This window comes from Vreelandella glaciei (genome assembly GCF_013415125.1).
Classification (GTDB): Bacteria; Pseudomonadota; Gammaproteobacteria; order Pseudomonadales; family Halomonadaceae; genus Vreelandella; species Vreelandella glaciei.
Genome location: NZ_JACCDE010000034.1, coordinates 11,912 through 38,284, shown reverse-complemented (window position 1 = coordinate 38,284; position 26,373 = coordinate 11,912). Strand labels below are relative to the sequence as shown.

23 protein-coding genes are annotated in these 26,373 nt (G+C 53.7%); 17 read left to right on the top strand and 6 right to left on the bottom strand.

Annotated elements, in window-relative coordinates; genetic code table 11:
- Window positions 1-22: 22 nt before the first annotated feature.
- Window positions 23-2,125, bottom strand: coding sequence for a S9 family peptidase (locus HZS80_RS19265; RefSeq protein WP_179917006.1), 2,103 nt, complete (start codon window positions 2,123-2,125; stop codon window positions 23-25).
- A 62-nt stretch (window positions 2,126-2,187) separates the two neighbouring features.
- Here HZS80_RS19265 and HZS80_RS19260 point away from each other — a divergent pair, with 62 nt between their 5' ends.
- The 17 genes from HZS80_RS19260 (at window position 2,188) to HZS80_RS19180 (ending at window position 23,684) form a co-directional block, all read left to right on the top strand.
- The gene (locus HZS80_RS19260; RefSeq protein ID WP_179917005.1) at window positions 2,188-2,613 is read left to right on the top strand and encodes a hypothetical protein; all 426 of its coding nucleotides are present in this window, start codon (window positions 2,188-2,190) and stop codon (window positions 2,611-2,613) included.
- 46 nt (window positions 2,614-2,659) lie between these two features.
- A complete protein-coding gene (locus HZS80_RS19255; protein WP_179917004.1) occupies window positions 2,660-3,439 on the top strand; it encodes a class II glutamine amidotransferase in 780 nt (259 codons plus the stop codon).
- A 232-nt stretch (window positions 3,440-3,671) separates the two neighbouring features.
- On the top strand, window positions 3,672-5,342 hold the full coding sequence (locus HZS80_RS19250) for an AMP-binding protein (protein WP_179917003.1): 1,671 nt from the start codon (window positions 3,672-3,674) through the stop codon (window positions 5,340-5,342).
- Between the two features lie 163 nt (window positions 5,343-5,505).
- A complete protein-coding gene (gene hrpA, locus HZS80_RS19245; RefSeq protein ID WP_179917002.1) occupies window positions 5,506-9,525 on the top strand; it encodes an ATP-dependent RNA helicase HrpA in 4,020 nt (1,339 codons plus the stop codon).
- Window positions 9,526-9,653: 128 nt separating this feature from the next.
- The gene (locus tag HZS80_RS19240; RefSeq protein ID WP_035563317.1) at window positions 9,654-10,775 is read left to right on the top strand and encodes a beta-ketoacyl-ACP synthase III; all 1,122 of its coding nucleotides are present in this window, start codon (window positions 9,654-9,656) and stop codon (window positions 10,773-10,775) included.
- A gap of 42 nt (window positions 10,776-10,817) precedes the next feature.
- Window positions 10,818-11,657, top strand: a complete 840-nt coding sequence (locus tag HZS80_RS19235; RefSeq protein ID WP_179917001.1) for an MlaA family lipoprotein — start codon at window positions 10,818-10,820, stop codon at window positions 11,655-11,657.
- An 8-nt stretch (window positions 11,658-11,665) separates the two neighbouring features.
- Window positions 11,666-12,859 (top strand): PP2C family protein-serine/threonine phosphatase, encoded by a 1,194-nt coding sequence (locus HZS80_RS19230; protein ID WP_179917017.1) that lies wholly within the window; start codon window positions 11,666-11,668, stop codon window positions 12,857-12,859.
- Window positions 12,849-13,367 (top strand): STAS domain-containing protein, encoded by a 519-nt coding sequence (locus HZS80_RS19225; RefSeq protein ID WP_008959515.1) that lies wholly within the window; start codon window positions 12,849-12,851, stop codon window positions 13,365-13,367. The genes HZS80_RS19230 and HZS80_RS19225 overlap by 11 nt, the downstream gene beginning before the upstream one ends.
- 177 nt (window positions 13,368-13,544) lie before the next feature.
- Complete coding sequence (locus tag HZS80_RS19220; protein WP_008959514.1) at window positions 13,545-14,741, top strand: multidrug effflux MFS transporter; 1,197 nt, start codon at window positions 13,545-13,547, stop codon at window positions 14,739-14,741.
- A gap of 35 nt (window positions 14,742-14,776) precedes the next feature.
- Window positions 14,777-15,508 (top strand): sulfite exporter TauE/SafE family protein, encoded by a 732-nt coding sequence (locus HZS80_RS19215; protein WP_008959513.1) that lies wholly within the window; start codon window positions 14,777-14,779, stop codon window positions 15,506-15,508.
- 127 nt (window positions 15,509-15,635) lie between these two features.
- On the top strand, window positions 15,636-16,646 hold the full coding sequence (locus tag HZS80_RS19210) for a PstS family phosphate ABC transporter substrate-binding protein (protein WP_179917000.1): 1,011 nt from the start codon (window positions 15,636-15,638) through the stop codon (window positions 16,644-16,646).
- A 153-nt stretch (window positions 16,647-16,799) separates the two neighbouring features.
- Window positions 16,800-18,050, top strand: coding sequence for a phosphate ABC transporter permease subunit PstC (pstC, locus tag HZS80_RS19205; protein WP_008959511.1), 1,251 nt, complete (start codon window positions 16,800-16,802; stop codon window positions 18,048-18,050).
- Between the two features lie 18 nt (window positions 18,051-18,068).
- Entirely contained in the window at window positions 18,069-19,235 is a 1,167-nt protein-coding gene (gene pstA / locus HZS80_RS19200) for a phosphate ABC transporter permease PstA (RefSeq protein WP_035563331.1), read from the top strand.
- A gap of 26 nt (window positions 19,236-19,261) precedes the next feature.
- Entirely contained in the window at window positions 19,262-20,101 is an 840-nt protein-coding gene (gene pstB / locus HZS80_RS19195; RefSeq protein ID WP_179916999.1) for a phosphate ABC transporter ATP-binding protein PstB, read from the top strand.
- 175 nt (window positions 20,102-20,276) lie between these two features.
- The gene (locus HZS80_RS19190; RefSeq protein WP_179916998.1) at window positions 20,277-21,308 is read left to right on the top strand and encodes an ArsJ-associated glyceraldehyde-3-phosphate dehydrogenase; all 1,032 of its coding nucleotides are present in this window, start codon (window positions 20,277-20,279) and stop codon (window positions 21,306-21,308) included.
- A 4-nt stretch (window positions 21,309-21,312) separates the two neighbouring features.
- A complete protein-coding gene (gene arsJ / locus HZS80_RS19185) occupies window positions 21,313-22,524 on the top strand; it encodes an organoarsenical effux MFS transporter ArsJ (RefSeq protein ID WP_035563399.1) in 1,212 nt (403 codons plus the stop codon).
- Window positions 22,521-23,684, top strand: coding sequence for an MFS transporter (locus HZS80_RS19180; RefSeq protein ID WP_179916997.1), 1,164 nt, complete (start codon window positions 22,521-22,523; stop codon window positions 23,682-23,684). Before arsJ ends, HZS80_RS19180 begins: the two co-directional genes overlap by 4 nt.
- Here HZS80_RS19180 and HZS80_RS19175 read toward each other — a convergent pair.
- The 5 genes from HZS80_RS19175 to arsC all read right to left on the bottom strand — a co-directional run bounded on the left by HZS80_RS19175 (window position 23,649) and on the right by arsC (window position 26,356).
- Window positions 23,649-23,957, bottom strand: coding sequence for a CC/Se motif family (seleno)protein (locus HZS80_RS19175; RefSeq protein ID WP_179916996.1), 309 nt, complete (start codon window positions 23,955-23,957; stop codon window positions 23,649-23,651). The genes HZS80_RS19180 and HZS80_RS19175 overlap by 36 nt on opposite strands.
- A gap of 81 nt (window positions 23,958-24,038) precedes the next feature.
- Window positions 24,039-24,275, bottom strand: coding sequence for a thioredoxin family protein (locus tag HZS80_RS19170; protein WP_179916995.1), 237 nt, complete (start codon window positions 24,273-24,275; stop codon window positions 24,039-24,041).
- Window positions 24,276-24,292: 17 nt separating this feature from the next.
- A complete protein-coding gene (locus HZS80_RS19165) occupies window positions 24,293-25,300 on the bottom strand; it encodes a permease (protein ID WP_179916994.1) in 1,008 nt (335 codons plus the stop codon).
- 79 nt (window positions 25,301-25,379) lie between these two features.
- Entirely contained in the window at window positions 25,380-25,958 is a 579-nt protein-coding gene (locus HZS80_RS19160) for an RNA polymerase sigma factor (RefSeq protein WP_045812106.1), read from the bottom strand.
- A complete protein-coding gene (gene arsC / locus HZS80_RS19155) occupies window positions 25,955-26,356 on the bottom strand; it encodes an arsenate reductase (glutaredoxin) (RefSeq protein WP_179916993.1) in 402 nt (133 codons plus the stop codon). The genes HZS80_RS19160 and arsC overlap by 4 nt, the downstream gene beginning before the upstream one ends.
- Between the last annotated feature and the right edge of the window lie 17 nt (window positions 26,357-26,373).

The window sequence follows — 26,373 nt, the reverse complement described above, 5'->3', positions numbered from 1 at the left end:
GCACAGCAGGCCTCCATGCTCTTTATGCAGTAGCTGGAGAGGGTTGAGCGTTAAGGCCCAGCGCCCAAAGAATAAACGCGTCTTGGCGGGCGGTATCGCGCCACGCTTTGAATCGACCGGATGCGCCGCCGTGGCCACTGCTCATATCGGTACGCATCAAAATCGGCGCTGAACCCTGCTGCAGTTGCGCCACCTGAGCATAAAACTTGGCTGGCTCCCAGTAGCTGACCCGGGTATCGAACCAACTGCCCTCAATCCATAGGGCAGGGTATGCCTGCTCTTTAATGTTATCGATAGGCGAGTAAGCGGCTATTCGCTCGGCGACCTCTGGTTCTTCAGGGTTGCCCCACTCGCTGTACTCCGCAGTGGTTAGAGGCAGCTCCGGGTTCTGCATCGTGCGCAGTACGTCTAAGAAGGGCACATCTAGCAGCGCGGCGCAGAACGCGTCAGGCGCACGGTTGATGCAAGTTCCAACCAGTAGCCCGCCGGCGCTGGCGCCATAGGCCACGACATGCCGCGGATCACTAACGCTTTGCTCAACCAGTGCCTCGCGAGCTGCCAGGAAATCATGAAAGCTGTTTTCCTTATGGGCCATCTTGCCGTTTAAATACCAAGGTTCACCGCGTTCACCGCCACCTCGCACGTGAGCAACAGCAAAAGCTGCGCCGCGCTCTAGTAACTCTAACCGGGCGATAGAGAACCAAGGGTCTAACGCCTCGCCATAAGCGCCGTAGCCATACAGCAGCGTGGGTAAAGGCTGATCCGCTAGATCGGCACGCATGACGACTGACACCGGCACCTGCTCACCGTCATGGCTGGTGGCCCATAGGCGCTTACTGATTAATTGCTCAGGCTGAAGATTGCCGTAAACGGGCACACGTTTGAGCAGCGTGCGTTCGCCGCTGGTGAGATCAAGTGCGAACCAGCTGGGCGGCTGGGTAAACGACTCTTCGCGCAAGTGCAGTACCTGGCTATCAAAGTGTGGTGCATCTTCCAGTAGTTGCGAACATGGCTGTTCGGGCAGGGTCAGGTACTCATCCAGCGTGCAGGCATGCTGCGCGTCAAACACTAATCGCCTTAAACGCACCTGCGCTAGGTCATGATCGCGCTCACCCAGCATCAGCCCCCAGGAGAACGCATCAACGCCTTCAAGCGTAGCCTCTTCACGGTGAGCGATTAAAGTTAGCCAACCTAATTGGCGCTGGCCAAGCTGGCTTTCCGGTAGATAATCAAGCTGGAAGTGAGCACCTGCTTGATTATGCAGTCGGTAAAAGTTGCCCGGGCGGTGGTCAATGCTGTACTCCACCCCCGCTTGGCGCTGCTGAATGCACCGCGGCGTCTCGGCAGGGGTTTGTGCAGGCAGCAAATGAATTTCGCTGGTGTCCTTTGAGCCGCTTTCGAGCAGCAGCCAAGATCTTGAACGCGTTTTGCCAATGCCAATCCAGAACTCCGGATCATCCTCACGCAGCACCAGCTCAGGCGCTAGTGAGGCGCTGGGAGTGTCCAGGTTTAGCAGTATGCGCCATACGCTATCGGGGCGCTGGGTGTCATCAAAGCGGGTAAAGAGTAGGGTGGCTGTGGTGGCCGTTTGATCTTCTGCCCAGCATAGGCCAGCGCCAATATCGCTGAGCAGTTGAACGGGTGATCCGTTAGGCAAGGCTTTCAGCCAGAGCGTAAACCGTTCATCCCCTTGGGTATCTTCTGTCCATGCTAGCCACTGCTCGTCGGGTGAAAGCGCCATGTCACCCATGTCGTAAAAATCGTGCTCGGCAGCGCGGGCGCTAACATCGAAGAAGCATTCATATTGTTCAGGTTGGTTATTGGGGTGACGCCACCAGCTTGGGTAGTCGTCTTTGGCACCGGTCTTACTCCAGAACGTAAAGTGGTCCAGTGGTGTCTTAAGGCTGGTAATGGCCAATTCGCGCCGCGCTAGATGGCTCTGGTATAACGCTTCTTCTAGCGGGGCTAGCGGGATAAACCAATCGGCTTGTTGCTGGTTGGCGGCTTCTAAAAAGTCGCTCACTTCAGTGTTTTCGCGCTCTTCTAACCAGTGCCATTGCGGGTCATTAGCGCGATAATAGCGCGCAGCGGGTAAGCCTGATTGTATGCCTAGCTGTGCTTTCATAAATTGATAGGTACCATAACGGGAAATCAACGTCGGGTGAGTTCACCCACATGAGGGGTATTATGCTGTTTGCAAATTCAACGTCACTGCTGTGGTTGAGTTATTACGGTCTGTCGCTGTTAGTGATTGTCGCGGTCTACTTTGCGCTCACTTTTTTGCCTCGTTTACCACGCTTAGTGCTGACCTGGGCAGTCGCTGGGGCGATATGGGCACCCGCTAGTTTCCGATTGCCGCTAATAGAAGAGGGTGAATTCTATACCGGTTGGGCACCTTCGGCGATGGTGGCGGCGGTTGGCTTTTTAGAAAATAACGGATCAGCGCTGCGTGGCGGGCTGATGTGGCTGGTGTTGGGTATGGCGCTAGGCGCGCTTATTGGTGTCGCCCTTTGGTGGTGGCGTCGTTCGAGCAATGCTAAGTACGTGACACAAGAAGAGGAACCTAATGATGACCAGCCGCCTTCTCGTCGTCGTGAACCGGTGATTGGTTAATGAGCCCCTTAACCAACTGTTCGGCGTTAAAACATGTGTAAAGCGTATGTGTGAACTGCTGGGTATGAGCGCCAATGTGCCCACCGATATCTGTTTTAGCTTTTCGGGTTTTTTGCACCGCGGTGGAGGCACCGGCCCCCACCGCGATGGTTGGGGAATTGCCTTCTACGAAGAGGGTGGTTACCGCGATTTTCGCGATCCCCACCCCTCCGTCGATTCCCCCATCGCGCGGCTAATTTGCGACTATCCCATTAAGTCTAATGTGGTGATTAGCCACATTCGTCAAGCGAATGTGGGCGGCGTAAAGCTTGCCAACACCCACCCTTTCACCCGTGAAATGTGGGGGCGACCTTGGTGCTATGCCCACAATGGCCAATTAAGTGGCTGGGAAAGCCTAGCATTAGGAAACTACACCCCGGTTGGCAGCACCGATAGCGAGCACGCCTACTGCTGGTTAATGGGTGAGCTTCGCCGCGAGTTTCCTGCCCCGCCAGCAGACCCCACAACGTTGTGGGAACGGTTGCATCAGCTATGTGAGCGACTCAGGGCATTGGGCGTATTCAATATGCTGCTCTCTGATGGCCGCTATTTATATACGTTTTGCGCCACCAAGCTGGCTCACATCACCCGCTGCGCGCCTTTTGGCGATGCGGAACTCTCCGATGCAGAAATGACGGTAAATTTTGCCGAACACACCACCCCAGACGATATCGTTTCGGTCATTGCCACTGAGCCGCTTACCCATAATGAAGCGTGGCAACGTATGGTGCCAGGAGAGCTATTGGTTTGGCGGGATGGAGAAATCCAGGCGCGATACTGTCCATAAAGGGTGTCCATAATAGACTTAGTGACTTACGTTAATGGTAGGAACCATGTTTTTTACCTACCCAGTACTAGGGCTAAAGTTGAAACGTAAGTTTCAATCGATCGTTTTACAGCCTGTCGTGGGTCGTATATTGTTGGGCGTCTGTACTTTGTGACACCTGTACTTTGCGACATTAGCCTAGCGACAACAACAAGGTCGGTGAGCACGCCGACATTGATAGCGGAGATTGCCCATGAGCGAACACGCCAACGCCGCCGTTTTACGTGGCCCAGCGCTTGAAGGGTTGGATCAATATGATTCAGTCACGGATGTTTTTCATACCGCAGTAGAACGTTTTAAGGACAAACCTGCATTTTCCTGCATGGGGAAAACGCTAACCTTCGCCGACCTTGACCGCCTGTCAGCAGACTTCGCCGCATGGCTTCAACACGAAACCGACCTTGTCCCCGGAGATAGGATTGCGATCCAGCTACCTAACGTACTGCAGTTTCCGGTGGCGGTATTTGGCGCGCTTCGGGCGGGGCTGGTGGTGGTGAATACCAACCCGCTATATACCGAGCGGGAAATGTCCAACCAGTTCAAGGACTCCAACGCTAAAGCCATTTTGATTTTGGCCAATATGGCCGACAAGCTGGAGAAAGTGCTCGATAAAACAGATATCAAACACGTTTTAGTCACCCAGCTAGCCGACTTACACGATGTTCCCAAGCGCTGGTTAATCAATGCAGTGGTCAAGCACGTTAAGAAAATGGTGCCTGCTTATTCACTGCCCAGTGCGGTGGGTTTTCGCGATGCATTGAAAAAAGGTGCCTCGCTAAATCACACTGAGGTTAAGAGAAGTCCCGACGATTTAGCTGCGCTTCAATACACCGGCGGCACTACGGGAATGCCGAAAGGGGCGATGCTTACACATCGCAACTTGATCGCTAATATGCTGCAGGCACGCGAAGCCATTGGGCCTCATCTAAACGATGGTGAAGAGCTGATCATTGCACCGCTGCCGGTCTATCACATCTACACGTTTACCGTTAACTGCTTATTTTTGATGGAAACGGGCAACCACTCTTTGTTGATCACCAATCCTCGCGATTTGGATAGTTTTGTCAAAGAGCTCAAAGGGTTGCCATTCACCGCTTTCATCGGCCTCAATACCCTGTTTAATGCGCTATGTAATCGGGACGATTTCAAACAGCTCGATTTCTCTAAACTAAAGCTAACTATCTCAGGCGGTATGGCGCTCACCAAAGCAGCGGCGCAGCGCTGGGAACAAACCACCGGTTGCCCGATTGCCGAAGGTTACGGCCTAACGGAAACATCACCTATTGTAAGCTTCAATCCCACCGATGCGATTCAGTTGGGCACCATTGGTAAGCCGGTTGCGGGTACCGCAGTCAAAGTAGTCGACGCGGATGACAATGATGTGCCAATGGGCGAGCCTGGGGAGCTGTGCGTTCAAGGGCCACAGGTGATGAAGGGTTACTGGCAGCGTGAAGATGAAACGCGGGTTTTTATTGATGAAGATGGCTGGTTCCACACCGGTGATATCGCCGTGCTGCAGGATGATGGCTATATTCGCATCGTGGATCGTAAAAAAGACATGATCCTGGTCTCCGGCTTCAATGTTTATCCTAACGAAGTCGAGGATGTGGTAGCTGCCCACCCGGACGTTCTTGAATCGGCAGCGGTGGGTGTGCCGGACGAAAATGCTGGCGAAGCGATTAAGCTGTTTGTGGTGAGCAAAAATAGCCAGCTTGATGAGAAAACGCTGCGTGACTGGTGCAAAAAAGAGCTAACCGGCTATAAAGTGCCTAAAATCATCGAGTTTCGAGATGAGCTGCCCAAAACCAACGTGGGCAAAGTGCTCCGCCGCCAGCTGCGTGATGAGAAACCTTCAAAAGCCTGACCTGCTCGCCAACATTCAATCCTCGATCCGCAGTTAGGCGTCTAGGAGTTGAAAGCGTTACACTAGGCAATTGTGTTTTAGACCCGCTCATATGAGCGGGTTGATTTTTTGTATCTCATGTTACTTTTTCTTATTCAATGTCTTTTGTTAAATGCCCAAGTGAATGGAAGCCGACTCAATCGTGACCACCGACACATCCCCAGCCCCCACCGATAGCCAACGTCTCGCGTCGCTGCAACAGGCGGCTGGGAGGGTGATGCTGCGCGATGCAGAGCGGCTGGAGCGTCGCCTGGCGGGTTTATACCGCCGTCAGCGCGACAACAAGCCCATCAGCCGTGGTTTGGATGAAGTGCAGCGTGAGCTCGATCGCTCTCAGCAACAGCTTAGCCTGCGTGAAGCCCAGCAAGTCGCGCTGAACTATCCGCCCGAACTACCGGTAGTTGAACGCAAAGAAGACATCGTTAACGCAATACGCGATCACCAAGTGGTGGTGGTGGCAGGGGAGACCGGCTCAGGCAAAACCACCCAGCTACCTAAAATGTGTTTGGAGCTTGGGCGGGGTCGCCGTGGTTTGATTGGTCACACCCAGCCGCGTCGCCTGGCTGCTCGTAGCGTTGCAGGGCGTTTGGCTGAAGAGCTGCAGGTCTCTCTCGGCGATCAAGTGGGTTATCAGGTGCGCTTCACCGACCAGAGCAGCCCGAGTACGTTGGTTAAATTGATGACCGACGGGATCTTGTTGGCCGAGACCCAGCACGATCCGCTGCTACTGCGCTACGACACCATCATTATCGATGAAGCCCACGAACGTAGCCTGAACATCGATTTTCTGCTCGGCTATTTAAAACGTTTGTTACCTAAGCGCCCCGACCTGAAGATCATCATTACCTCAGCGACGATTGACGTCGATCGCTTTGCTAAACACTTTGGCACTGCGACAACGCCCGCCCCGGTCGTTGAAGTCACCGGGCGCACTTATCCTGTTGAAGTGCACTATCGGCCGCTAATACGTGACGACGAGGATGAGGAAGACCGCACGCTGCAGGAGGGAATCCTGCACGCGGTGGGTGAGATCGAAGCTATTGAGCGTGAGAAAGGCTGGCTACATGGCCCCCGGGATGTGCTGGTGTTCTTACCCGGCGAGCGTGAAATTCGTGAAACTGCCGATATTCTGCGCCGTGCCGATCTAAAGGGTACCGAGATACTGCCACTTTACGCCCGGCTCTCCAATGAAGAGCAGAATCGGGTGTTTGCGCCTCATCGAGGGCGGCGTATCGTGCTGGCCACCAATGTCGCGGAAACTTCGCTAACGGTGCCCGGCATTCGCTATGTGATCGACCCAGGGCTGGTGCGTATCAGTCGCTATAGCTACCGCTCCAAAATACAGCGTCTACCGGTGGAAGCGGTTAGCCAAGCCAGCGCCAACCAGCGGAAAGGCCGCTGTGGACGGATCGCCGAAGGCGTGTGTATTCGCCTCTACAGTGAAGAGGATTTTCTATCCCGGCCTGGTTTTACCGACCCCGAAATTCAGCGCACCAACTTAGCATCGGTGATTCTCTCAATGCTGGGGCTTAAACTGGGTGATATTGAGGCGTTTCCGTTTGTAGATCCCCCCGATAGCCGCTTTGTTAAAGATGGTTTTCGGCTGCTGTTCGAGCTGGGTGCCGTCGATGAGCGACAGCATCTCTCGCCACTTGGCCGTAAGCTGGCGCGGCTGCCGATTGACCCACGCCTAGCGCGCATGGTGTTGGCGGGCGCCGAATTCGGCAGCCTGCGCGATGTACTGATCGTGGTCTCGGCGCTGGCCATCCAAGACCCTCGTGACCGGCCTGCCGACAAACGGCAAGCCGCCGATCAGGCTCACCAACGCTGGCACGATCCGGATTCAGATTTTGTCGCCCTGCTCAACCTCTGGCACGGCATTGAGAACGCCCGGGAGGCGCTGTCGGGCAATCAACTGCGCCGCTGGTGCCGCGATCACTATATCAACTACCTGCGCATGCGCGAGTGGCACGATACCTTCCGCCAGCTGCGTCAACTGCTGCGAGATATGGATATCGACGTACCCGCGCCGCCTGTACGTGATGAAGAAGAGAGCGAAGAGCAGGCTAAGCAGGCACGCCGTAGAACCTCCGGAAAAGTTCACCAGGCGCTGCTTTCAGGGCTACTCTCCAATTTAGGTACGCTGGTGGAGAACCGCGAGTACCTCGGCGCCCGCAACCGTAAATTTATGATCCACCCCGGCTCTGGATTGGCCAAGAAGTCGCCCAAATGGATCATGGCGTTTGAAATGGTGGAGACCTCCAAGCTGTTTGCCCGCACCGTGGCCAAAATCGATCCCCAGTGGATTGAACCCCAGGCGCAGCACCTGGTTAAACGCAGCTACAGCGAACCGCATTGGGAAATGAAGCGCGCCCAGGTAGTGGCCTTCGAGCAGGTCACGCTGTTTGGTCTGCCGATTGTGGCGCGGCGCAAGGTACATTACGGGCCAATCGCTCCCCAGGAATCCCGGGAGCTATTTATTCGTCGTGCGTTGGTGGAAGGGGAGTTTCAAACCAAAGGCGCCTTCTTTGCTCATAACCGTGCGCTGATCGACGAAGTCGAAGCGCTGGAAGATCGTGCTCGGCGGCGAGATATTCTGGTCGATGAAGACACGCTCTATGACTTTTACGACCAGCGGATCCCGGCCGAGATCGTCAACGGCAAGGGCTTTGAGCACTGGCGCAAGCAGGCCGAGCAGCAGGAGCCGAAATTACTCCACTTCGATATTGATTCGCTTAAAGCGCGCGACGCGGAAGACATTACCCAGGCGCAGTATCCCGATCATTTGATTCTGGCGGGCGTTGCGTATCCGGTCAGTTACCACTTTGACCCCGAAGCCGAGGATGACGGTGTTACCCTGACCGTTCCCGCCGCCATGGTGCCCCAGGTGCCGGTGCACGCACTGGAGTGGCTGGTGCCTGGGCTATTGCGTGAAAAGTGTATTGCGCTGTTCAAATCGCTGCCGAAAAGCATCCGGCGCCAGGTGGTGCCGATTCCCGATTGGGTGGATTCAGCGCTGGAAACCCTGGTGCCCGATCAGCGCCCGTTAACCGAGGCGTTAGGGGAGTTTATTCGCCGCCGGACATCAACGCGGGTGCATCCGGACGACTGGCGCTTGGATTTGCTCGAGCCGCATTTGATCATGAATATTCGCGTGGTGGATCATGCGGGCGAAGCCTTAGGGCAGGGGCGCGATCTGCGTGCTTTAGAGCAGCGTTTTGAAGCAGCTGCCAGTGCTGGCGCCCAGGCGCTGGCCGAACAGGTGAGTTCTGAGCCTGCTGTTGCTGGCTTGCCTAAAGCGCCATTGCCTACCTCTCGCGTGACCACCCAAGCAGGCATTCGTGTTGAGGCGTATCCTGCGCTGGTCGTTGAAACCAGGGGGGGCGAAGCCAGCGAATTTAAGGTGGCGCTGTTTGATCACCCGGCGAAGGCGGATGCTGCCCATCAGGAAGGCATCGCCCGGCTGGGCATTGCCAAGCTACCCGAGCAAGTGAAAGCGATTAAGCAACTGCCCGGTGTTGAGAAGTGCGCGCTGCTATTTGCCAAAGTAGGCAGCAAGCAAGCTCTGATTGACGACCTGCTGCTAGCGGTGTTTACCCAGGTCGTCGCTCAGCACCCGCTGCCGCGCTCAGAAGGCGAGTTCAGTGAGCGACTGACCGCTACTCAGAGTCAGCTCGTTGAAGAAGCCAAAGCATTGCTGGTTAAGGTGGAAGCCGCACTGCAAGGGCACTTGGCAGTCAGTAAGGTGCTAAAAGGTAAGCTTAATTTTGCCTTGGCGCTGGTGTACAGCGATGTTAGTGCGCAAATGCAGCGTTTGGTTTATCCAGGGTTTATACGCGATGCGGGCGAGTGGCTGGATGAATATCCACGCTACACCGAGGCGGCGCTGCTTCGGCTCGAAAAAGCCGCTCGTGAACGTGGTCGCGATCAAATGATGATGCAGGATGTTCAGGCATTAGAGGCCCGTTTTGACGCCCGTCGAAAAAGTGAGCGGCGAGGGAGTGTCGAAGACCCGACGTTAGTGAGCTTTGGCTGGTGGTTGCAAGAACTCAGGGTGTCGCTCTTTGCACAGCAGTTGGGTACCCATATGCCCGTATCGGTGAAACGCCTTGAAAAGCGTTGGCAAGAGATTATCAGCGTTTAGCAAGTGGTTGAAAAAGGTGCTGGAAAAAGCGCTATTTTACGCACACAGTAACGTGATGGGTTCGTCGCAGGTTATGCGCTAGCCAACAATGGCCAGCCACGTCGGCAAGCCGCTTAAAGGAGATTGGCATGACACATGTGGTGATTACCGGTACAGGACTCTATACACCGGAACACGCCATTGATAATGCGGCCCTGGTGGCGGCATTTAATGCTTGGGTAGATGGTGAGAATGAGCAGCACGCCGAGGCCATTGCGCGAGGAGAACGCGAGCCGCTGGCACACTCGAGTAGCGAATTCATCGAAAAAGCCTCCGGTATTAAGAGCCGCTACGTGCTCGATGCATCTGGCATCCTTGACCCACAGCGTATGCGGCCTAAACTGCCGCGGCGGGGCAATGACGAGCCCTCGCTTCAGTGTGAGATGGCGACCGAGGCTGCACGTCAGGCACTGGCCGCCGCTAAAGTGGATGCCGCTGATATCGAGCTAGTGATTGTTGCCTGCTCAAATCTAGAGCGTGCCTATCCTGCCGTGGCCGTTGAAGTGCAGCAAACACTGGGAACAAGTGGCTATGGGTTTGATATGAACGTGGCCTGCAGTTCTGCCACGTTTGCTTTGGAAATCGCGGCAAATGCGATAGCCTCCGGTAGCGTTAAGCGCGCACTGGTGGTCAACCCTGAGATCTGCTCAGCGCATCTTAATTTTCGAGACCGTGACAGCCACTTCATTTTCGGCGATGCTTGTACTGCTGTGGTACTAGAAAATAGCGCTGTTGCCGTTGCTGATGAGCAGTTTGAAATTCTCGGTACGCGTCTGGTCACTAAATTTTCCAACGCGATTCGTAACAATGCGGGTTTTTTAAATCGCGTGACGGATAGTGATCCGCTGGCTTTGGATAAGCTATTTGTGCAGGAAGGGCGGCGGGTATTTAAAGAAGTTTGCCCAATGGTGGCCAAATTGATCACTGATCATCTGGCGTCTTTGGAGCTAAACGGAAGCGACCTTAAACGCATGTGGCTGCACCAAGCTAACCGGCATATGAACGATTTAATAGCTCGTAAAGTGTTGGGATATGACCCAAGTGAAATCCAGGCACCGATCATTTTAGATCGTTATGCAAACACCAGCTCAGCAGGCTCCATTATTGCCTTTCACCTCCATCGCGAGCAGTTCAATCAGGGCGATATTGGCGTGATTTGTTCATTTGGAGCTGGCTATAGCGCGGGCAGTGTCGTCATCCGTCGGGTGTAGGTTTCTGTCAACGTGCTGCAGAATTGTAAAAAGGAAAATGTCATGTGGCAGTGGTTAAGTAACGACAAGACAACGCTTTCGTGGCGCTCAAAAGGGTTACCGCTACTGCTGGTGGCGTTATTAGCAAGCGGCGGTTGTGCCAGTACCCAAACGGCAGAAAACACCAACCCTGACGACCCATGGGAAGGCTTTAACCGTAAAGTGTTTGCGTTCAACGACGTACTGGATCGTTACGCGCTTAAGCCGGTGGCAAGAGGCTACCGCACGCTTACCCCTGATCCGGTGGAAACAGGGGTAGGTAATTTTTTCTCCAATTTAGGCGAAGTACGTACCGCGCTTAATAGCGTGCTCCAGGGTAAGCCTGCTAATGCGGGCCTTGCTACCTCGCGCTTTTTGATTAATTCCACCGTGGGCATTGGCGGGTTGTTAGATTACGCAACGCTGATGGAAGTTACCGCGGATAAAGAGGATTTTGGCCAAACGTTGGCGGTATGGGGCTGGGATGATTCACGCTACTTGGTGCTGCCTTTCTTAGGCCCCAGTACGCTACGTGATACCACGGGCTTACCTGCTGACATAGCCGCGTATCCGGTTACCTACGTAGAGGACGACACTGTTCGCATAAGCCTGACAGCGCTCAGCTTGATTGACACCCGAGCGGGGTTGCTCGACCAGGAGGAGTTGATTCGCGGTGATCGCTACCGCTTTATTCGTGACGCTTACTTACAGAGCCGCCAGTTCGAGGTGAGCGATGGAGAGTTGGGCGATGACCCCTTTGCCAGCGATACCTTCGACTTTGATGATAGCGATTTTGATGACAGTGACTTTGAAGACAGCGGCGCTGGTGACGACGGCATTGGTGGCGAAAATAGCGCCGATTGAGGCTTATGATGGAGCATTCTAAGCAGTTGATCGCGGTGATCGACGAGCCGGGTCGAGAGCGCGATGCGCTGGCCGAAGCGATTACCTGCGACGGTATGTCGGTATTTGCTGCTGAAGATATCGACCACTTGCCTGCAGATACGGCGCTGATTGTGGCGCATGCCAGAGCCGTGCCGCGCCAGCAGTGGTCGCAGCTTACGCGACGCTTACCAACGCTGGTTGTGAGTGACTCGCGCCAGGATGCTGACCTTATCAAAGCCATTGACGTTGGGCTGGTGGATTATATCGTCCACCCTCTACGCCATGCCGAACTGCTGCGGCGAATGATCCGTAAAGCCGTCGAGCTAAATGATTTGGCCCTAGAGCGTGAGCGTGATCACGAGCGTCTCGCTGAGTTAAATGAGAGCCTTGAGACGCATTTAGCGCTACTGCGTATGGATCAGCAAAGTGGCGGCCATATCCAACGGCGTTTACTGCCGCTGCGACCCAAAATCATCAACGGGGTCTATTACGACTACGTATTTGCGCCTTCGCTCTATCTGTCCGGTGATTTTTTAGACTATCAACGCTATAACGAGCGTTATAGCGCCTTCTATTTTGCCGATGTGTCGGGCCATGGCGCGTCGTCGGCCTTTGTCACCGTACTGCTCAAATATTTATGTAATCGTTGGCTGAGTGAGTGGGATGGTCAGCAGCCGGAAAAGCTGCCGCCGGATTGGCTAAAGGCGATGAACCGGGAGTTGCAGGGTACGGATATAGGGAAACATGCCACCTTATTTGTCGGGGTTATTGACCATGAGGCGCATACTCTGCACTATTCGCTCGGCGCTCAGCTTCCCATGCCACTTTTAGCAGCAGGAGGAGAGCTAAGACGTCTTGAAGGCGAAGGAATGCCGGTAGGCCTTTTCCCCGATGTGGAGTATCCTTCGCTTAGCTGTGCGTTGCCGAACGACTTTTGTTTATGGCTTTGCTCAGATGGTGTATTGGAATGCTTGCCGGGTAAAACGCTCGACACGCGGCTCAAGGAGCTTGAGCAATTAGTAAGCGAGAGTGTCACGCTTGAGCAGTTGCGCGACCGGCTAGCAGAGACCAATGCTCTCCTTGCAGAAGGGGACGCAGAGTTCGATGCTAACCAGGAACGCGATGCTTTACCCGATGATCTAACAATCATGATGGTGAGCGGATTTGGTCATGCTGATTGAAGAAGGCCGCATTAAAGCGGCGTTCGATTCTGGTGTTTTTGTTTTAAAGCTGTGTGGCGATGTGCGTTTAACGCTTTGCGCGACACTCGATACCCAAGCCCAACGTCTCGCTGAGACACCGGGGTTGCGTGCCGTACTGATTGACCTGCGCGAAGCCACCAACGTGGATTCAACTGCGCTGGGTTTCTTGGCTAAGGTGGCAATGGCAGTAAAAGGGCGCTTAGAGCAGCCACCGACCATTATTGTCGATAATGATGACGTTCGAAAAATGCTTGACGTGATGGGTTTTGCGCGCTTTTTCACTCTGATGGAAGCACCTATTCAGCAAGCCACAACGCTTAACGATGCTCTCGAAGAGTTACCTGAAGAGCCTGCCGATGAAGAGGGGCTCCGTGACCGCATCCTCGAAGCGCATCGTATTTTGATGCATATGAACGAGCATAACCGCGAGCAGTTTCAGCCGCTGGTTGATATGCTTGAGTCGCAAGACGCCGCCACACATCAATAAGCATTCATCTTTAATCTGGTTTGACTTTCCTCACGCTATCGCAGTGAGTGATTCATCGTTTTCATCTACTGCGATAGCGCTGTGCCTATAGCGTTTAGCCCCGACAAGGGTCTTAAAATCGGCTATGATTAGCGGCCTATCTATTCCCGCGCGTTCGTTATCGCCGTAAGGAGACCCATGCATCTTAATCCCCGCCGCGTAGCGTTGCTAGTTGCCGCCAACACGGCGCTTGCCCCCTTTGCGATCGACGCCTACCTACCTGCGATGGGAATAATCGCCGAAAGTATCGGCGCAAGTATTCATCGCACTGAACTTTCCATTAGCGTGTTCTTGTTTGGTTTTGCGCTGGGCCAGCTCTGCTTTGGGCCGCTTTCGGATCGCATGGGCAGAAAGCCTGTACTCCTGGGCGGACTAGTGGTGTTTATGCTGGCAAGCCTGGCTATTACGATGGTCGACAGCTTGCCTACACTGCTGGCCTGGCGGTTTATTCAAGCGCTGGGGGGCGGGGCCTGCGTGGTCAACTCGGCGGCAATTGTGCGCGACTGCTTTAGTGGGCGCGAGGCCGCTAAAGTAATGTCCACCATGGCGATGATTATGATGCTGGCACCGTTGGTGGCGCCCGCCGTGGGAAGCCTATTGTTGCATGTGGCCGGTTGGTGGTTAATTTTTGTTTTCTTGGCTGTTTATGCAGGCTTTTTACTCTGGCTGTTAGGAACGCGACTGCCTGAAACTCGCGATATGTCGCTTCCTGCGGCGTCACCGCGGCAGGTTATTCGCAATTACGCCAGCGTGCTCAAACATCGTGAAGGGATGGGCTATATCTGCGCAGTAGCCGCTTCCTTTGCCGGCCTTTTTGCCTTTGTAACCGCTTCGCCGTTTCTCTATCTCGACTATTTTGGTCTATCGCCAGGTACCTATCCGCTCGTGTTTGGTGTCAACGTACTGGTCATTGCGCTCTCCAACCGCGTCAATATTCACCTGCTGCGTAAACGCACGCCACAGCAAAATCTACGCTTGGGGCTGCTTATACAGTTAGCGGCAGCGCTAGGGTTAGTAGTAGTGACGGCGTTAAATATCGCGTCACTCATGGTTGTTGTGCCACTGATTATGCTGTTCACCGGCATGATTGGGCTGATTACCCCGAACGCAATCTCTTCATTGTTGGATCATTTTGGTCATATTAGCGCTACTGCAACGGCGCTGTTAGGCGGCATCCAGTTTACCTGTGGTGCTCTCGCGGGGGTGATGGTCGGATTGTTTGAAGTTGAGCATCTATGGCCAATGGTGCTGACCATGTTGGGCGCCGCTTTGTTGGGAAATATCGGCGTACGCAAATTAACCAAGGCGCCCGTCATAAGTGATTCACAGGGATGAGTCGTAGGCATGAGCAATAAGAATGAGCAGCAGTGATGGATAGCATGTTGGCTTGGGTCAATATGCCGATGAGTACTTGGTTAGCCTGCGCAGCCGTGCTGCTACTGGGTGCCTTTGTTCAGCGGGCAACCGGTTTCGGTTTGGCCGTGATCGGAGCACCATTGCTGCTGATGCTTGAGCCACGATTGGTGCCGGTCATTTTAGTGCTGTTTGGCTTTACCGTTTCGTTAATGATGGTGCGTCACTATTGGCATGAGGTGCGTCTGGATTCCATTGGCATGGCGTTAGTGGGGCGCCTGCCTGGCAATGCGCTGGGTATTTGGCTGCTGCTCGCCGCGCCGATGTTTTTGTTAGAAAAGCTAATTGCCATCATCGTACTGTTTGCTGTGCTGGTGACGTTGTGCCGCTTTAAACTGCCGGTTAATCGAGTAACGCTATTCGGCGCCGGTGTGTTGTCAGGTATCTTTGGCACCGTTGCTGCCATCGGGGGCCCGCCCATGGTGATATTGATGCACGGCTTGCCTGCTGATCGGGTGCGGGGAAATCTGGCGGCCTTTTTCATTTTGACCTCAATGCTGACCATTATGACTCTCGCCTTCGCTAATCAGATTCAGCTCTGGCATTTTCAGGTTGCCCTTACCTTTCTCCCTGCGGTACTCGTAGGTAATGCAGTGGCGGACGCCATTGCTCATCGCTTGGATAGACGTTTACTGCAAGGCGCTTCGCTAGCATTGTGTACCTTGGCGGCACTGGGTTTACTGCTGTAAACGAAAGCGAATTCCTCATGTAGCAAAAATTCTTTCATGTATTACTCACTGTCATGAAGTTGTCATGGAACCAGTGCAAGGTATGCCTTGCGAAGGTTAGATCCCTACATGAACAGGAGTTTTTCGCATGAACCGTATTCTAAAAACCACCGTTATCGCGGCTGCTGTAATGAGCGTTGCCGGTGTTGCCCAAGCCCGTGATCAAATCCGTATCGTAGGCTCCAGTACCGTTTACCCGTTTGCCAGCTACGTAACTGAAGAGTTCGGTGCCACTACCGGCAACCCGACGCCTGTTATTGAATCAACTGGTTCGGGCGGTGGTTTGCGTCTGTTCTGTAACGGTGTTGGCGAAGGCACGCCAGACATTACTAACGCTTCACGCCGCATGAAAGTCGCTGAGTTTGAGCGTTGTGAAGAGAACGGCGTTACCGATATCACCGAAGCTAAAATCGGCTCTGACGGTATCGTTTTAGGCCAATCCAACGAAAATGACGTTGTTGACCTGACGCTTGAGCAGATTTTCATGGCAGTAGCCGCCCAGGTGCCGGTTGATGGTGAGTTAGTTGATAACCCCTACACTAACTGGAGCGAAATTGATTCTTCGCTGCCAGACCGTGAAATCTCCATCTATGGTCCGCCAACGACTTCTGGTACCCGTGACGCTTTTGAAGAGCTGGTCATGGAAGTGACTTCTGAAGAGATGGACGAGTATGAAGAAGCCTATACTGAAATTCGCTCTGACGGTGTGTATATCGACGCTGGCGAGAACGACAACCTGATCGTTCAACGCTTGAGTGAAGATACCGGTGCAATGGGTATCTTTGGTTACTCGTTCCTTGAAGAGAATACCGATACGCTGAACGGTGCCAGCATCAACGGTGTTGAGCCAGAGCCAGAAGCAATCAGCTCGGGTGATTATCCTATTGCGCGTTCACTATGGTTCTACGTGAAGAACCAGCATGCTGAAGAAGTACCGCCGATGTATGACTACGTCGACATGTTCATGAGTGAAATGATGATTGGTGCAGACGGTTACTTGAAAGATATCGGCTTGATCGTTCTGCCTGAAGGCGAGCGTGAAGAGTGGCGTCAAGCGGTAGCAGATCGCACTACAATGTCAGTAGACGTTCTTAAGTAAGTCGTTAAGTTAGAAATGAAAGTGGCCGGCAGCGTAAGCTGTCGGCCTTTCATTTTATGACAGCGATAAATTGGCGTTTGTCACATTGCTGTAATGTTTGTGCCCCAAAGTAGTCGCCAATACGATTTCATTAAGTAATGCGAGAGAAATTCGATGCAGACTAACCAGCTTCTTCTGATTTTTTGCGGTGCGTTACTACTGCTGGGGCTGCTGGCGTTTTTTGCTGGCCGTTCAAAAGCCACCCGTTTACGCAGTGCGGGCACGGCTATGTTTGCTCAGCCAGATCAATACGCCTGGTTCACCGTGCTTTCGACCGCTGGTCCAGCCGTGGTAGTGAGTGCGCTGGGGGCTTTTGTGCTGCTTCTAATGGGCGCCGATATCCCCACGCTCTATTTGCTGTCCGCGAGTTTAGTGATTGCAGCAATAGGGCTGATGGTAAGTCTTAACCAAGTTAAACCTGATTTTCACGCCCGTCAGGCCATTGAGCGGGTTATCCGCATGGTCTTGGCCGGGGCAGCGTTAATCTCGATTTTCACTACGTTCGGCATTTTGTTCTCGATTATTTCCGAGGCGCTGCGCTTTTTCCAAATGCACAGCTTCTGGGAGTTCATTACCGGCACCACGTGGAATCCAGGCGCGAGCTTTTTAGCGTCAGCGGGTCGTGGAGACGGTAGTGGGGCTGAATTTGGTTCGGTACCGCTGTTTGCCGGTACCTTTATGATTACCGCTATCGCTATGCTGGTCGCTGTTCCTATCGGCCTGCTCTCCGCGATTTATATGTCCGAGTATGCACCACGTAACGTGCGCACCATTGCCAAGCCCGTCCTTGAGGTTCTGGCAGGTATTCCTACCGTGGTTTACGGCTTTTTTGCCGCGATTACGGTAGCGCCGATTATCGTCAATATCGCCGGTTTTTTTGGGCTCGACGCTTCTTATAATAACGCCGTCGCCCCTGGTGTCGTGATGGGCATCATGATCATCCCGTTTATCTCTTCGCTGTCGGACGATGTGATCAACTCTGTGCCCGATAGTATGCGCCAAGGGTCGCTGGCATTAGGCATGACCAAAGGGGAAACCATACGAGATGTGGTCATTCCTGCTGCTCTGCCGGGTATTATTTCAGCCACTCTGTTGGGTATGTCGCGCGCGCTAGGTGAAACCATGATTGTGGTGATGGCGGCAGGCATGCGGCCCAATCTTACCGCTAATCCGCTGGAAGATATGACCACGGTGACCGTGCGTATTGTGGCGGCTTTAACCGGGGACCAAGAGTTTGCAAGTGCTGAAACGCTGTCAGCTTTTGCCCTGGGGCTGGTGCTGTTTGCGGTGACGCTCACGCTGAACCTGGTATCTGTACTGATGATCCGTCGTTTCCGCGAAAAATACCGCGTGAATAACCTGTAACGCTGAGGAACTGTTTCGATGAGCCATACTTTTGACGAAATCAGCCAGCAGCTTAAGCGGCGTCACCGTAAGTCTGCCCGCCTTAAATGGATATCAATGGGATCGTTGGGCTTGGCAGGCCTGTTTCTGGTGCTGTTTTTTGCCGATATGCTGAGCAAGGGGTTGCCAGCCTTTCAGCAGGCGTATATCCAGACCGAGATTAGTTACACCGAAGAAGCGCAAACCGATGGACGGCAGGCGTTTGACCAAGAGTTGCTACCGTTAATCAGTCGCACGGCGGTGCGAGTGATTCCCATGGAGTTGCGCAATAACCCTGGGATGATTGGTACCAGCGAAGCGCAGTGGGTGTTGGCAAACAGTGAAGTTGACCAGTACCTGAAGGGGCACCGAAATCGCCTGAGTGAAGAAGAGCAAGCCGCTCTTGATGAGCGTGTTGAAGCAGGCCAGGTGGATCTTCGCTTCAATAGCACCTTTTTTGGCTCTGGGGATTCCAAAATCGCCGAGAATGCCGGTATTTTATCGGCAGTGGTCGGCACCGTGATGACCATGATCGTAACGCTGGCGATCTCATTTCCTATCGGGGTAATGACAGCGGTTTATTTGGAAGAGTTTGCGCCGGATAACCGTTTTACCCAGGCGATTGAAATTAATATCAATAACCTGGCCGCCATCCCTTCGATCTTGTTCGGCTTGTTAGGTTTGGCGATCTTTATCAACTTCTTCGGTGTGCCACGTTCATCGCCGTTGGCCGGTGGTATGACGCTAGCGCTGATGACGTTGCCGGTGATCATTATCTCAACGCGAACCGCATTACGTAGCGTGCCGGACTCCATACGCCATGCCGCCTTTGGGGTGGGCTGTTCGCGCTGGCAAGTGGTACGCGACCACGTTCTGCCGTTGGCAATGCCGGGCATTATGACAGGCTCCATTATCGGCCTTGCTCAGGCGATGGGTGAAACAGCACCGCTGATTATTGTCGGCATGGTGGCGTTTATCCCCGATGTTGGCGCTTCGTTTACCAACGCGGCCACCGTTATGCCCGCGCAAATATTTACTTGGTCAGGCGAGCCTGAACAGGCGTTTGTAGAAAAAACAGCCGGTGGTATTTTGGTGCTACTCACCATACTCATCTCACTCAACGCTTTTGCCGTTGTGCTACGTAAGAAATTTGAGCGCCGCTGGTAGGCCAGTGCGTTATAGAGGACATTGCTATGAATAGCCAAGCACCTGTAATGAACGACCAGCATGCACCTGCGGTTGGGCAGCCTTACACGCGTAATAATCAGGCCTGCCACGATTTGAGCATCCGAGTTCGTGATTTGAATCTGTGGTATGGCAAAAACCAAGCGTTGAATAACCTTAATATTGATCTGTTTCAGAAAAATGTGACGGCGCTAATTGGCCCTTCTGGGTGTGGTAAATCGACCTTCTTACGCTGCCTGAATCGCATGAACGATCTGATTCCTAGCGTGCGCACCGAAGGATTGGTCGAAATGGATGGGCGTGACGTCAATGCCGCCAAAATGGATGAAGTCGCGCTACGCCGCCGGGTGGGAATGGTCTTCCAAAAGCCCAACCCATTTCCTAAATCGATTTATGAAAATGTGGCTTACGCCCCGCGCATGCACGATTTGGTTAGCCGCAAAGCCGAGCAGGATGAGCTGGTTGAAAAAGCGTTGCGTAGTGCTGGCCTTTGGAACGAAGTGAAAGATAAGTTACAAGAACCCGGTACCTCACTATCGGGTGGTCAACAGCAGCGCTTATGTATCGCCCGCGCTATTGCCGTGCAGCCTGATGTAATCTTGATGGATGAACCAACGTCGGCGCTTGACCCGATCTCGACCGCGACCATCGAAGATTTGATGGATAAGCTAAAGGAAGAGTTCACCATCATCACCGTAACCCATAACATGCAGCAGGCCGCGCGGGTGGCGGACTACACGGCGTTTTTCCACCTGGGTGAAATTATTGAGTACAACGACACCAAAGTGATGTTCTCAACCCCCGCTAAGAAAAAAACCGAAGACTATATTTCGGGTCGTTACGGTTAATTAACGCCTTTCAAGCAGGCCCATCGTCAATCGATGGGCCTGTTTTTAATGTGTGTTTTTTTATGCATTAATATATGTTTATACGTATATAAACGATATCCTTTTTAGCAACGAATCGCTTTAAAAACACAAACCTGGAAATAGACCCCATAGAACAGAGAGTCTAGGAGGCACCATGGCACTTCGAATTGGTATCAATGGATTGGGACGTATTGGTCGCTTAACGCTGAGGATTTTGTGGCAAAAAGTGTCGGCGGGTGAAGTGGAGCTTGTGCGGATTAATGACCCGGGCGGCGATGCGGCAACCTTTGCTCACTTATTGGAATTTGATTCAGTACATGGCCATTGGGCTCCTGGGCAGGGCATTACGGCGGCTGATAACGCTATTATTGTCGATGGAAAATCCGTTGCCTTTAGCGCCAACAAATCAATTACCGATAGCGACTGGTCTAACTGCGATGTAGTCATCGAATGTTCAGGCAAAATGAAAACCACTGAAAAGCTACAAGCGTACCTCGATCAAGGCGTTGGTCGTGTGGTGGTGAGTGCGCCTATTAAAGAGGAGAGCGTGCTCAATGTCGTGGTAGGGGTGAACGACCATCTCTTCGATCCGGCTCAACATAAGATCGTCACTGCTGCTAGCTGCACCACCAATTGTCTGGCGCCGGTGGTAAAAGTCATTCAGGAAACGTTCGGTATCCGCCATGGCTCAATGACCACCGTGCACGACATTACCAATACACAAACGATTCTGGATGCCCCGCATAAAGATCTGCGTCGCGCCCGCGCTTGTGGCATGAGTCTGATTCCCACCACAACGGGATCGGCGAAAGCCATCACTGCCATATTCCCTGAGCTAGAAGGCAAGTTAAATGGCCACGCGATTCGTGTCCCGTTGGCTAACGCATCGCTTACCGATATGGTGTTTGAACTTGAGCGTGATGTTACCGTCGACGAGGTGAACGCTGCATTGAAAGCCGCAGCAGATGGCCCGCTGGCAGGCATTCTGGGCTATGAAGAGCGCCCGTTGGTGTCGATCGACTACCGCACTGACCCCCGCAGCTCCATTATTGATGCGCTGTCTACCATGGTGGTCAATGGCACGCAGCTAAAACTCTACGCTTGGTACGATAACGAGTGGGGTTACGCGAATAGAACCGCTGAGCTATCCCTGATGGTAGGGCGTAAGCGGGTGGTTTGTGGCTGATTCAATGCTTACGCGGGTAAGGGCGCTACCTTTCGAGGTGCGTCAGTACATGCTGATTACCGGCAACTACTGGGCGTTTACGATCACCGACGGCGCGCTTCGTATGCTGGTGGTGATGCACTTCCACCAGTTGGGTTATTCGCCGTTAGCCATCGCGATGCTGTTTTTGTTTTACGAAGCTTTTGGCGTGGTGACCAATTTGGTGGGTGGTTGGCTGGGCGCAAGGCTGGGGCTCAACCGCACCATGAACGTGGGCTTGGGTTTGCAGATTGTGGCGCTGGTCATGTTAATGGTGCCCGCGAGCCTGCTAACAGTGGCCTGGGTCATGGCCGCTCAGGCGCTATCGGGGATTGCCAAAGACCTCAACAAAATGAGCGCTAAAAGCGCCGTTAAGGTGCTGGTGCCCAAAGAGAGTGCCAACGCCAATAGCTCGCTCTACCGTTGGGTGGCGATGCTGACCGGCTCTAAAAACGCGCTAAAAGGTTTGGGCTTTTTTGTCGGTGGCCTGCTGTTAACATTGATTGGCTTTCAGGCCGCTGTGTTGGTGATGGCAGTGATGCTTGGCGGTGTGTTGCTGCTTTCGCTATTCCGGCTAAAGGCGGATTTAGGACGCCAAAAAATAAAGCCTAAGTTCTCCGAAATTTTCTCAAAATCACGTGCGATTAACGTGCTCTCCGCGGCGCGTTTTTGCCTATTTTCGGCGCGGGATGTGTGGTTTGTCGTAGCACTGCCGGTGTTCTTATACGACCAGCACGGCTGGACACACTGGACAGTGGGTGGGCTGCTGGCGGTGTGGGTGATTGGCTACGGCGGCGTGCAAACCCAGGCGCCTAAATTAACCCGGCTGATCAAAGGCGATGCGCGTGCGCTTACTGCCGGTTGGGCCGCGGCGCTGGCGGTGCTGGCGATTGTGTTGGCGATGCTGCCCTTGGCGCAAGTGGGCTGGCTGGTCGTCGGGCTGCTCGCCTTTGGGGTGCTGTTTGCGATTAACTCCAGCTGGCACAGCTATTTGATCGTGCATTACGCTCGCGCCGACGGCGTCTCAATGGATGTTGGCTTTTACTATATGGCCAATGCCATGGGGCGCTTAGTAGGCACGCTACTGTCGGGCTGGCTGTATATGGCCTATGGGTTGAGCGCCTGCCTGTGGGTGTCGGCTGCCTTAGTGGCTTTAAGTGCTTTGATGGCGCTCGCGTTGCCTAAACAAGTCGCATGATCCGCTCTTCGCCCAGGCTGGGGTTAACGCTCACCTTAGGCAGTGCGCAAACGCTCGCCTGGGCATCCAGTTACTACTTGCCCGCTATTCTGGCGGTGCCCATGGCCCGCGAGCTGGAAATATCGTCAAGCTGGGTGTTTGCGGCGTTCTCTGTCGCCTTGCTGTTAACCGCTATGCTTGGCCCCAGCGTAGGGCGCTTGATTGACCAGCAAGGTGGGCGAGGCGTGCTGATGGCATCCAACGCTGTTCTGGCGTTTGGCCTAGTGATCATGGCGCTGTCCCAAGGTGTGTTAAGCCTAATGCTTGCCTGGCTGATTACCGGTGTGGGCATGGCGATGGGGCTATACGACGCCGCCTTTGCTACCCTCGGGCGGCTATTAGGTCGCAGCGCTCGTTCCTCGATTACTGGTGTGACGCTACTGGCGGGTTTTGCCAGCACCATTGGTTGGCCGCTAACAGCTTTGTTGGAAAATGAATTTGGGTGGCGGGTCGCCTGTGGTGCCTGGGCCATTCTGCATATAGTGATAGGCCTGCCGCTTAATGCTCGTTTGCCTAAAGCCGGTGATAGCGTAAACCACTCAAATGACGAAAAATCTGCCCCATCGCCTGAGCGGCCTCGCTTGGCTATGGTGCTATTAGCCTATGTGTTTGCCGCGGGCTGGTTTGTGTCGACGGCGATGGCAGCACATCTGCCCAGGCTTTTGCAGGAAACCGGCGTATCGCTTTCAGTCGCCGTTGCCGCCGCCGCGTTGGTTGGTCCCGCGCAAGTGGCGGCTAGGTTAGGTGAATTTGCGCTGCTGCGTCGCTTGCATCCGCTTGTAGCCGCGCGCGTGGCCACAACGCTCCACCCCTTAGGTGCGGCACTTTTAGCAACCGTGGGTATGCCCGCCGCAGGGTTTGCGCTACTCCATGGCGCGGGCAATGGCATGATGACGATTGCTTCCGGCACGCTGCCGCTGGCGCTGTTTGGCCCAAAAGGCTTTGGCCAGCGCCAAGGTTTGATTATCGCCCCGGCCAGGGCCGCGCAAGCCTTTGCGCCGCTGCTGTTTGGCCTATTAATAGAGCAAAATGGTGCTGGAGCGTTATGGTTGACTACGGGGTTGATGCTGGCGGCGTGTCTAGCGCTAGTGTTTATTCGTGTGCCCAGAGCGCGGGTATGAGCCATCCACATACAGATGGCGCAACTTCCAGACCCCTTCAACGTCAACACGCAGTCCTTGGTAGGCAAGCTCTGTCGCAATGAAGAGAGTTATATCTTCATCACTATGGCGCTGGTAAAGCGAAGGGTTTTTGGGGGCACTCGCCTCGGCGACGGCAACGTTGGCGAGCCCCCCACAGCAGCCGTGGCGGGGTGATAAACGCACGGTCACCACGCCTCCCTGTTGCTTGATAAACGCTTTTGCAGCGTCAGACACATCGATAATTTCCAGCATTGAGACGCCTGTTAAAAGAGAGCTCCCAGCTTACCAGGAAGTAATCGGGGAGCCTGAGCGTAGTGGGTGAACTTGAGGTTTTTAGGCTTTCAATATAGCTTCAATTTTTTTGCGATCTGGAACACCTCCGCTGTGAGCAAGCTGGCCATTGACCGCGACTGCTGGGGTCGACATGACCTGATAGTGCATGATGATTTGTGGGTCAGTGACTTTAGTCACCTCAACTTCGATGCCTAGCTCTTTGGCGGTAGTTGTAATTTGCTCCGCGGTGACGGCGCACTTTTTGCAGCCTGTGCCTAATACTTCGATCTTTTTCATGTTGTGTCCTCTTGGGTTTACAAACTGCTGAATAACCAGGGCGATAACAGGTTAATTAGCCAGCCCACCAACATAAAGTTGATGAGGAGAATGATGAATGTCGTGGCTAATAAGCGCCACAGCATGACCTGTTTAAGCATGATAAATTCAGGAAAGCTCGCCGCGACGGTGCTCATGCAGAAAGCTAACGTTGTGCCGACAGGTAGCCCTTTGGTAATCAAGCTTTCCATGATGGGAATAACGCCGGTTGCGTTGGAGTAAAGCGGTAAGCCCGCTAATACGGCTACCGGGACATTCCACCATTGGCCGCTGCCCAGGTTGTCACTGAACCAGTCATCCGGGACAAAGCCATGCAGCGCGGCGCCCAGCCCCACGCCGATAATGATCCACTTCCAGATCCGCGCGACAATCTCGTAAAGCTCATTGCGTGCAAATTCGTGGCGCTCTTTTAACGTCAGTGAAGGACGTACAGGAGCGAGCTGATCCGCTTGCGGGCTTTCGGCGGCGTTTTGGTAGGCTTTAGCTGCAAACGCTTTTAACCAGCGTTCAGCGCCTAAGCTATCGAGCAGTATGCCGCCGCCTATGCCCACGGTCATCCCGATGGCGATGTACACCAGGGTGAATTCCCAGCCTAGCAGGCTCCATAGCATAATCACGGCAACTTCATTAATAATCGGCGAGGTAAACAGAAACGCCATCGTAATGCCCAGGGGAATGCCTGCACTGGTGAACCCGAGAAACAGCGGAATGCTTGAACATGAGCAAAACGGTGTGATTGCCCCAAAACCAGCACCTAAACCGTAGCCTGCGAAACGGTTCTTTTGCTGAATGTAATAACGCACACGCTCCAGATTGAGCGACGCGCGTAACAAGGCAATGGCGTAAATCATCACCACCAGCAACGCAAAAATCTTGCTCGTGTCCTCGACGAAAAAATGCAGTGAGCTGCCTAACTTGCTGTTAGGGTCAAAACCGCCCAGGTCGTATACCAGCCAACTGGCTAGCCAGGTAAAGATCTCCAACATCGCTGCCTTCCTTATATATGAACGGTTCTATAAAGAAGACGAAGCAATGTGGAAAAGGATGCAGGGAAAAGCCAAATAATTATTCGGTAAAGGGTATTGCCCAGTGGCAGCAGACATGGCCTTGTTCATCAAAGACAATCCCGCACTGGGCAACCAACGTTTCGCGAAGACGTTTTCGGGCGCGCAGTAGCCGCGCTTTGGTCGCAGGGAGCGTTAAGCCATGACGCTGGGCATAGTCACTTTGCTTAACGCCGTTAAGGTCGCAGGCCCCAACAATATCAGCGTCTTCGTCAGTACAATGAGCCAGTGCCTTCGTGATACAGGCAGCCAAACTCTCTAAGGGGAGGTTGGTATCAATATGACAAGGTAATGGCGCTGCTGTCGCGGTATCTAGCGATTGTGAATCAGGCGTTGAACGGCGCAACTCATCAATCCACTCATGTTTGGCAACCGTATAAAGCCAAGCTTTGGGCTCTGCCAGTTGGCAAAACTGGGCGCGATGCGTCAGTGCTTTTACATAGACACGCTGCAAGATTTCGTCGGCGGCGTCCCGATTGTTGCATAGCGCTAAGAGGTAATAGCGCAGTGCCTGGTGGTGGCTGTTCCAAGCCTCCTCAATACAGGATGAGGTTTGGGATGAGGCAGCTTTTTTCCTCATGGATAGGTCACTACGTCACCGTCTTCTTTGGTGAAGTGTTTGATCGGTTTTTCCAAAAGCGCTAATACTTGCTCGGAAGGCCGGCAAAGTCGCGCGCCTTTGTTAGTCACCACAATAGGGCGATTAATCAGAATCGGGTGGGCCATCATGGCGTCGATAAGCTGGTCATCGCTAAGGGAAGGATCATCCAGCTTTAGCGCATCATAGGGTGTGTTTTTTTGACGTATCAATTCCCGAGGTGATAACTGCATCATCGCGAGTAACTCGACCAGCTTTTCGCGGCTGGGCGGTGTTTCCAGGTAATAGATCACCTCTGGCGTTTCTCCAGAGGCTTCTATCATTGCCAGCGTATTGCGCGACGTACCGCAGTTGGGGTTGTGGTAAATAGTGACGGGCATGGTGACCTCACGATCGA

What these genes read in the sequence shown, in the direction of transcription:
- HZS80_RS19250 (WP_179917003.1), top strand. Translation starts at nt 3,672, where the DNA reads ATGAGCGAACACGCCAACGCCGCCGTTTTACGTGGCCCAGCGCTTGAA.
- arsC (WP_179916993.1), bottom strand. Translation starts at nt 26,356, where the DNA reads ATGCCCGTCACTATTTACCACAACCCCAACTGCGGTACGTCGCGCAAT.
- arsJ (WP_035563399.1), top strand. Translation starts at nt 21,313, where the DNA reads ATGCTTACGCGGGTAAGGGCGCTACCTTTCGAGGTGCGTCAGTACATG.
- pstB (WP_179916999.1), top strand. Translation starts at nt 19,262, where the DNA reads ATGAATAGCCAAGCACCTGTAATGAACGACCAGCATGCACCTGCGGTT.
- HZS80_RS19180 (WP_179916997.1), top strand. Translation starts at nt 22,521, where the DNA reads ATGATCCGCTCTTCGCCCAGGCTGGGGTTAACGCTCACCTTAGGCAGT.
- HZS80_RS19160 (WP_045812106.1), bottom strand. Translation starts at nt 25,958, where the DNA reads ATGAGGAAAAAAGCTGCCTCATCCCAAACCTCATCCTGTATTGAGGAG.
- HZS80_RS19210 (WP_179917000.1), top strand. Translation starts at nt 15,636, where the DNA reads ATGAACCGTATTCTAAAAACCACCGTTATCGCGGCTGCTGTAATGAGC.
- HZS80_RS19165 (WP_179916994.1), bottom strand. Translation starts at nt 25,300, where the DNA reads ATGTTGGAGATCTTTACCTGGCTAGCCAGTTGGCTGGTATACGACCTG.
- pstC (WP_008959511.1), top strand. Translation starts at nt 16,800, where the DNA reads ATGCAGACTAACCAGCTTCTTCTGATTTTTTGCGGTGCGTTACTACTG.
- HZS80_RS19240 (WP_035563317.1), top strand. Translation starts at nt 9,654, where the DNA reads ATGACACATGTGGTGATTACCGGTACAGGACTCTATACACCGGAACAC.
- HZS80_RS19260 (WP_179917005.1), top strand. Translation starts at nt 2,188, where the DNA reads ATGCTGTTTGCAAATTCAACGTCACTGCTGTGGTTGAGTTATTACGGT.
- HZS80_RS19215 (WP_008959513.1), top strand. Translation starts at nt 14,777, where the DNA reads ATGGATAGCATGTTGGCTTGGGTCAATATGCCGATGAGTACTTGGTTA.
- hrpA (WP_179917002.1), top strand. Translation starts at nt 5,506, where the DNA reads ATGGAAGCCGACTCAATCGTGACCACCGACACATCCCCAGCCCCCACC.
- HZS80_RS19230 (WP_179917017.1), top strand. Translation starts at nt 11,666, where the DNA reads ATGGAGCATTCTAAGCAGTTGATCGCGGTGATCGACGAGCCGGGTCGA.
- HZS80_RS19225 (WP_008959515.1), top strand. Translation starts at nt 12,849, where the DNA reads ATGCTGATTGAAGAAGGCCGCATTAAAGCGGCGTTCGATTCTGGTGTT.
- HZS80_RS19190 (WP_179916998.1), top strand. Translation starts at nt 20,277, where the DNA reads ATGGCACTTCGAATTGGTATCAATGGATTGGGACGTATTGGTCGCTTA.
- HZS80_RS19170 (WP_179916995.1), bottom strand. Translation starts at nt 24,275, where the DNA reads ATGAAAAAGATCGAAGTATTAGGCACAGGCTGCAAAAAGTGCGCCGTC.
- HZS80_RS19255 (WP_179917004.1), top strand. Translation starts at nt 2,660, where the DNA reads ATGTGTGAACTGCTGGGTATGAGCGCCAATGTGCCCACCGATATCTGT.
- HZS80_RS19220 (WP_008959514.1), top strand. Translation starts at nt 13,545, where the DNA reads ATGCATCTTAATCCCCGCCGCGTAGCGTTGCTAGTTGCCGCCAACACG.
- pstA (WP_035563331.1), top strand. Translation starts at nt 18,069, where the DNA reads ATGAGCCATACTTTTGACGAAATCAGCCAGCAGCTTAAGCGGCGTCAC.
- HZS80_RS19175 (WP_179916996.1), bottom strand. Translation starts at nt 23,957, where the DNA reads ATGCTGGAAATTATCGATGTGTCTGACGCTGCAAAAGCGTTTATCAAG.
- HZS80_RS19265 (WP_179917006.1), bottom strand. Translation starts at nt 2,125, where the DNA reads ATGAAAGCACAGCTAGGCATACAATCAGGCTTACCCGCTGCGCGCTAT.
- HZS80_RS19235 (WP_179917001.1), top strand. Translation starts at nt 10,818, where the DNA reads ATGTGGCAGTGGTTAAGTAACGACAAGACAACGCTTTCGTGGCGCTCA.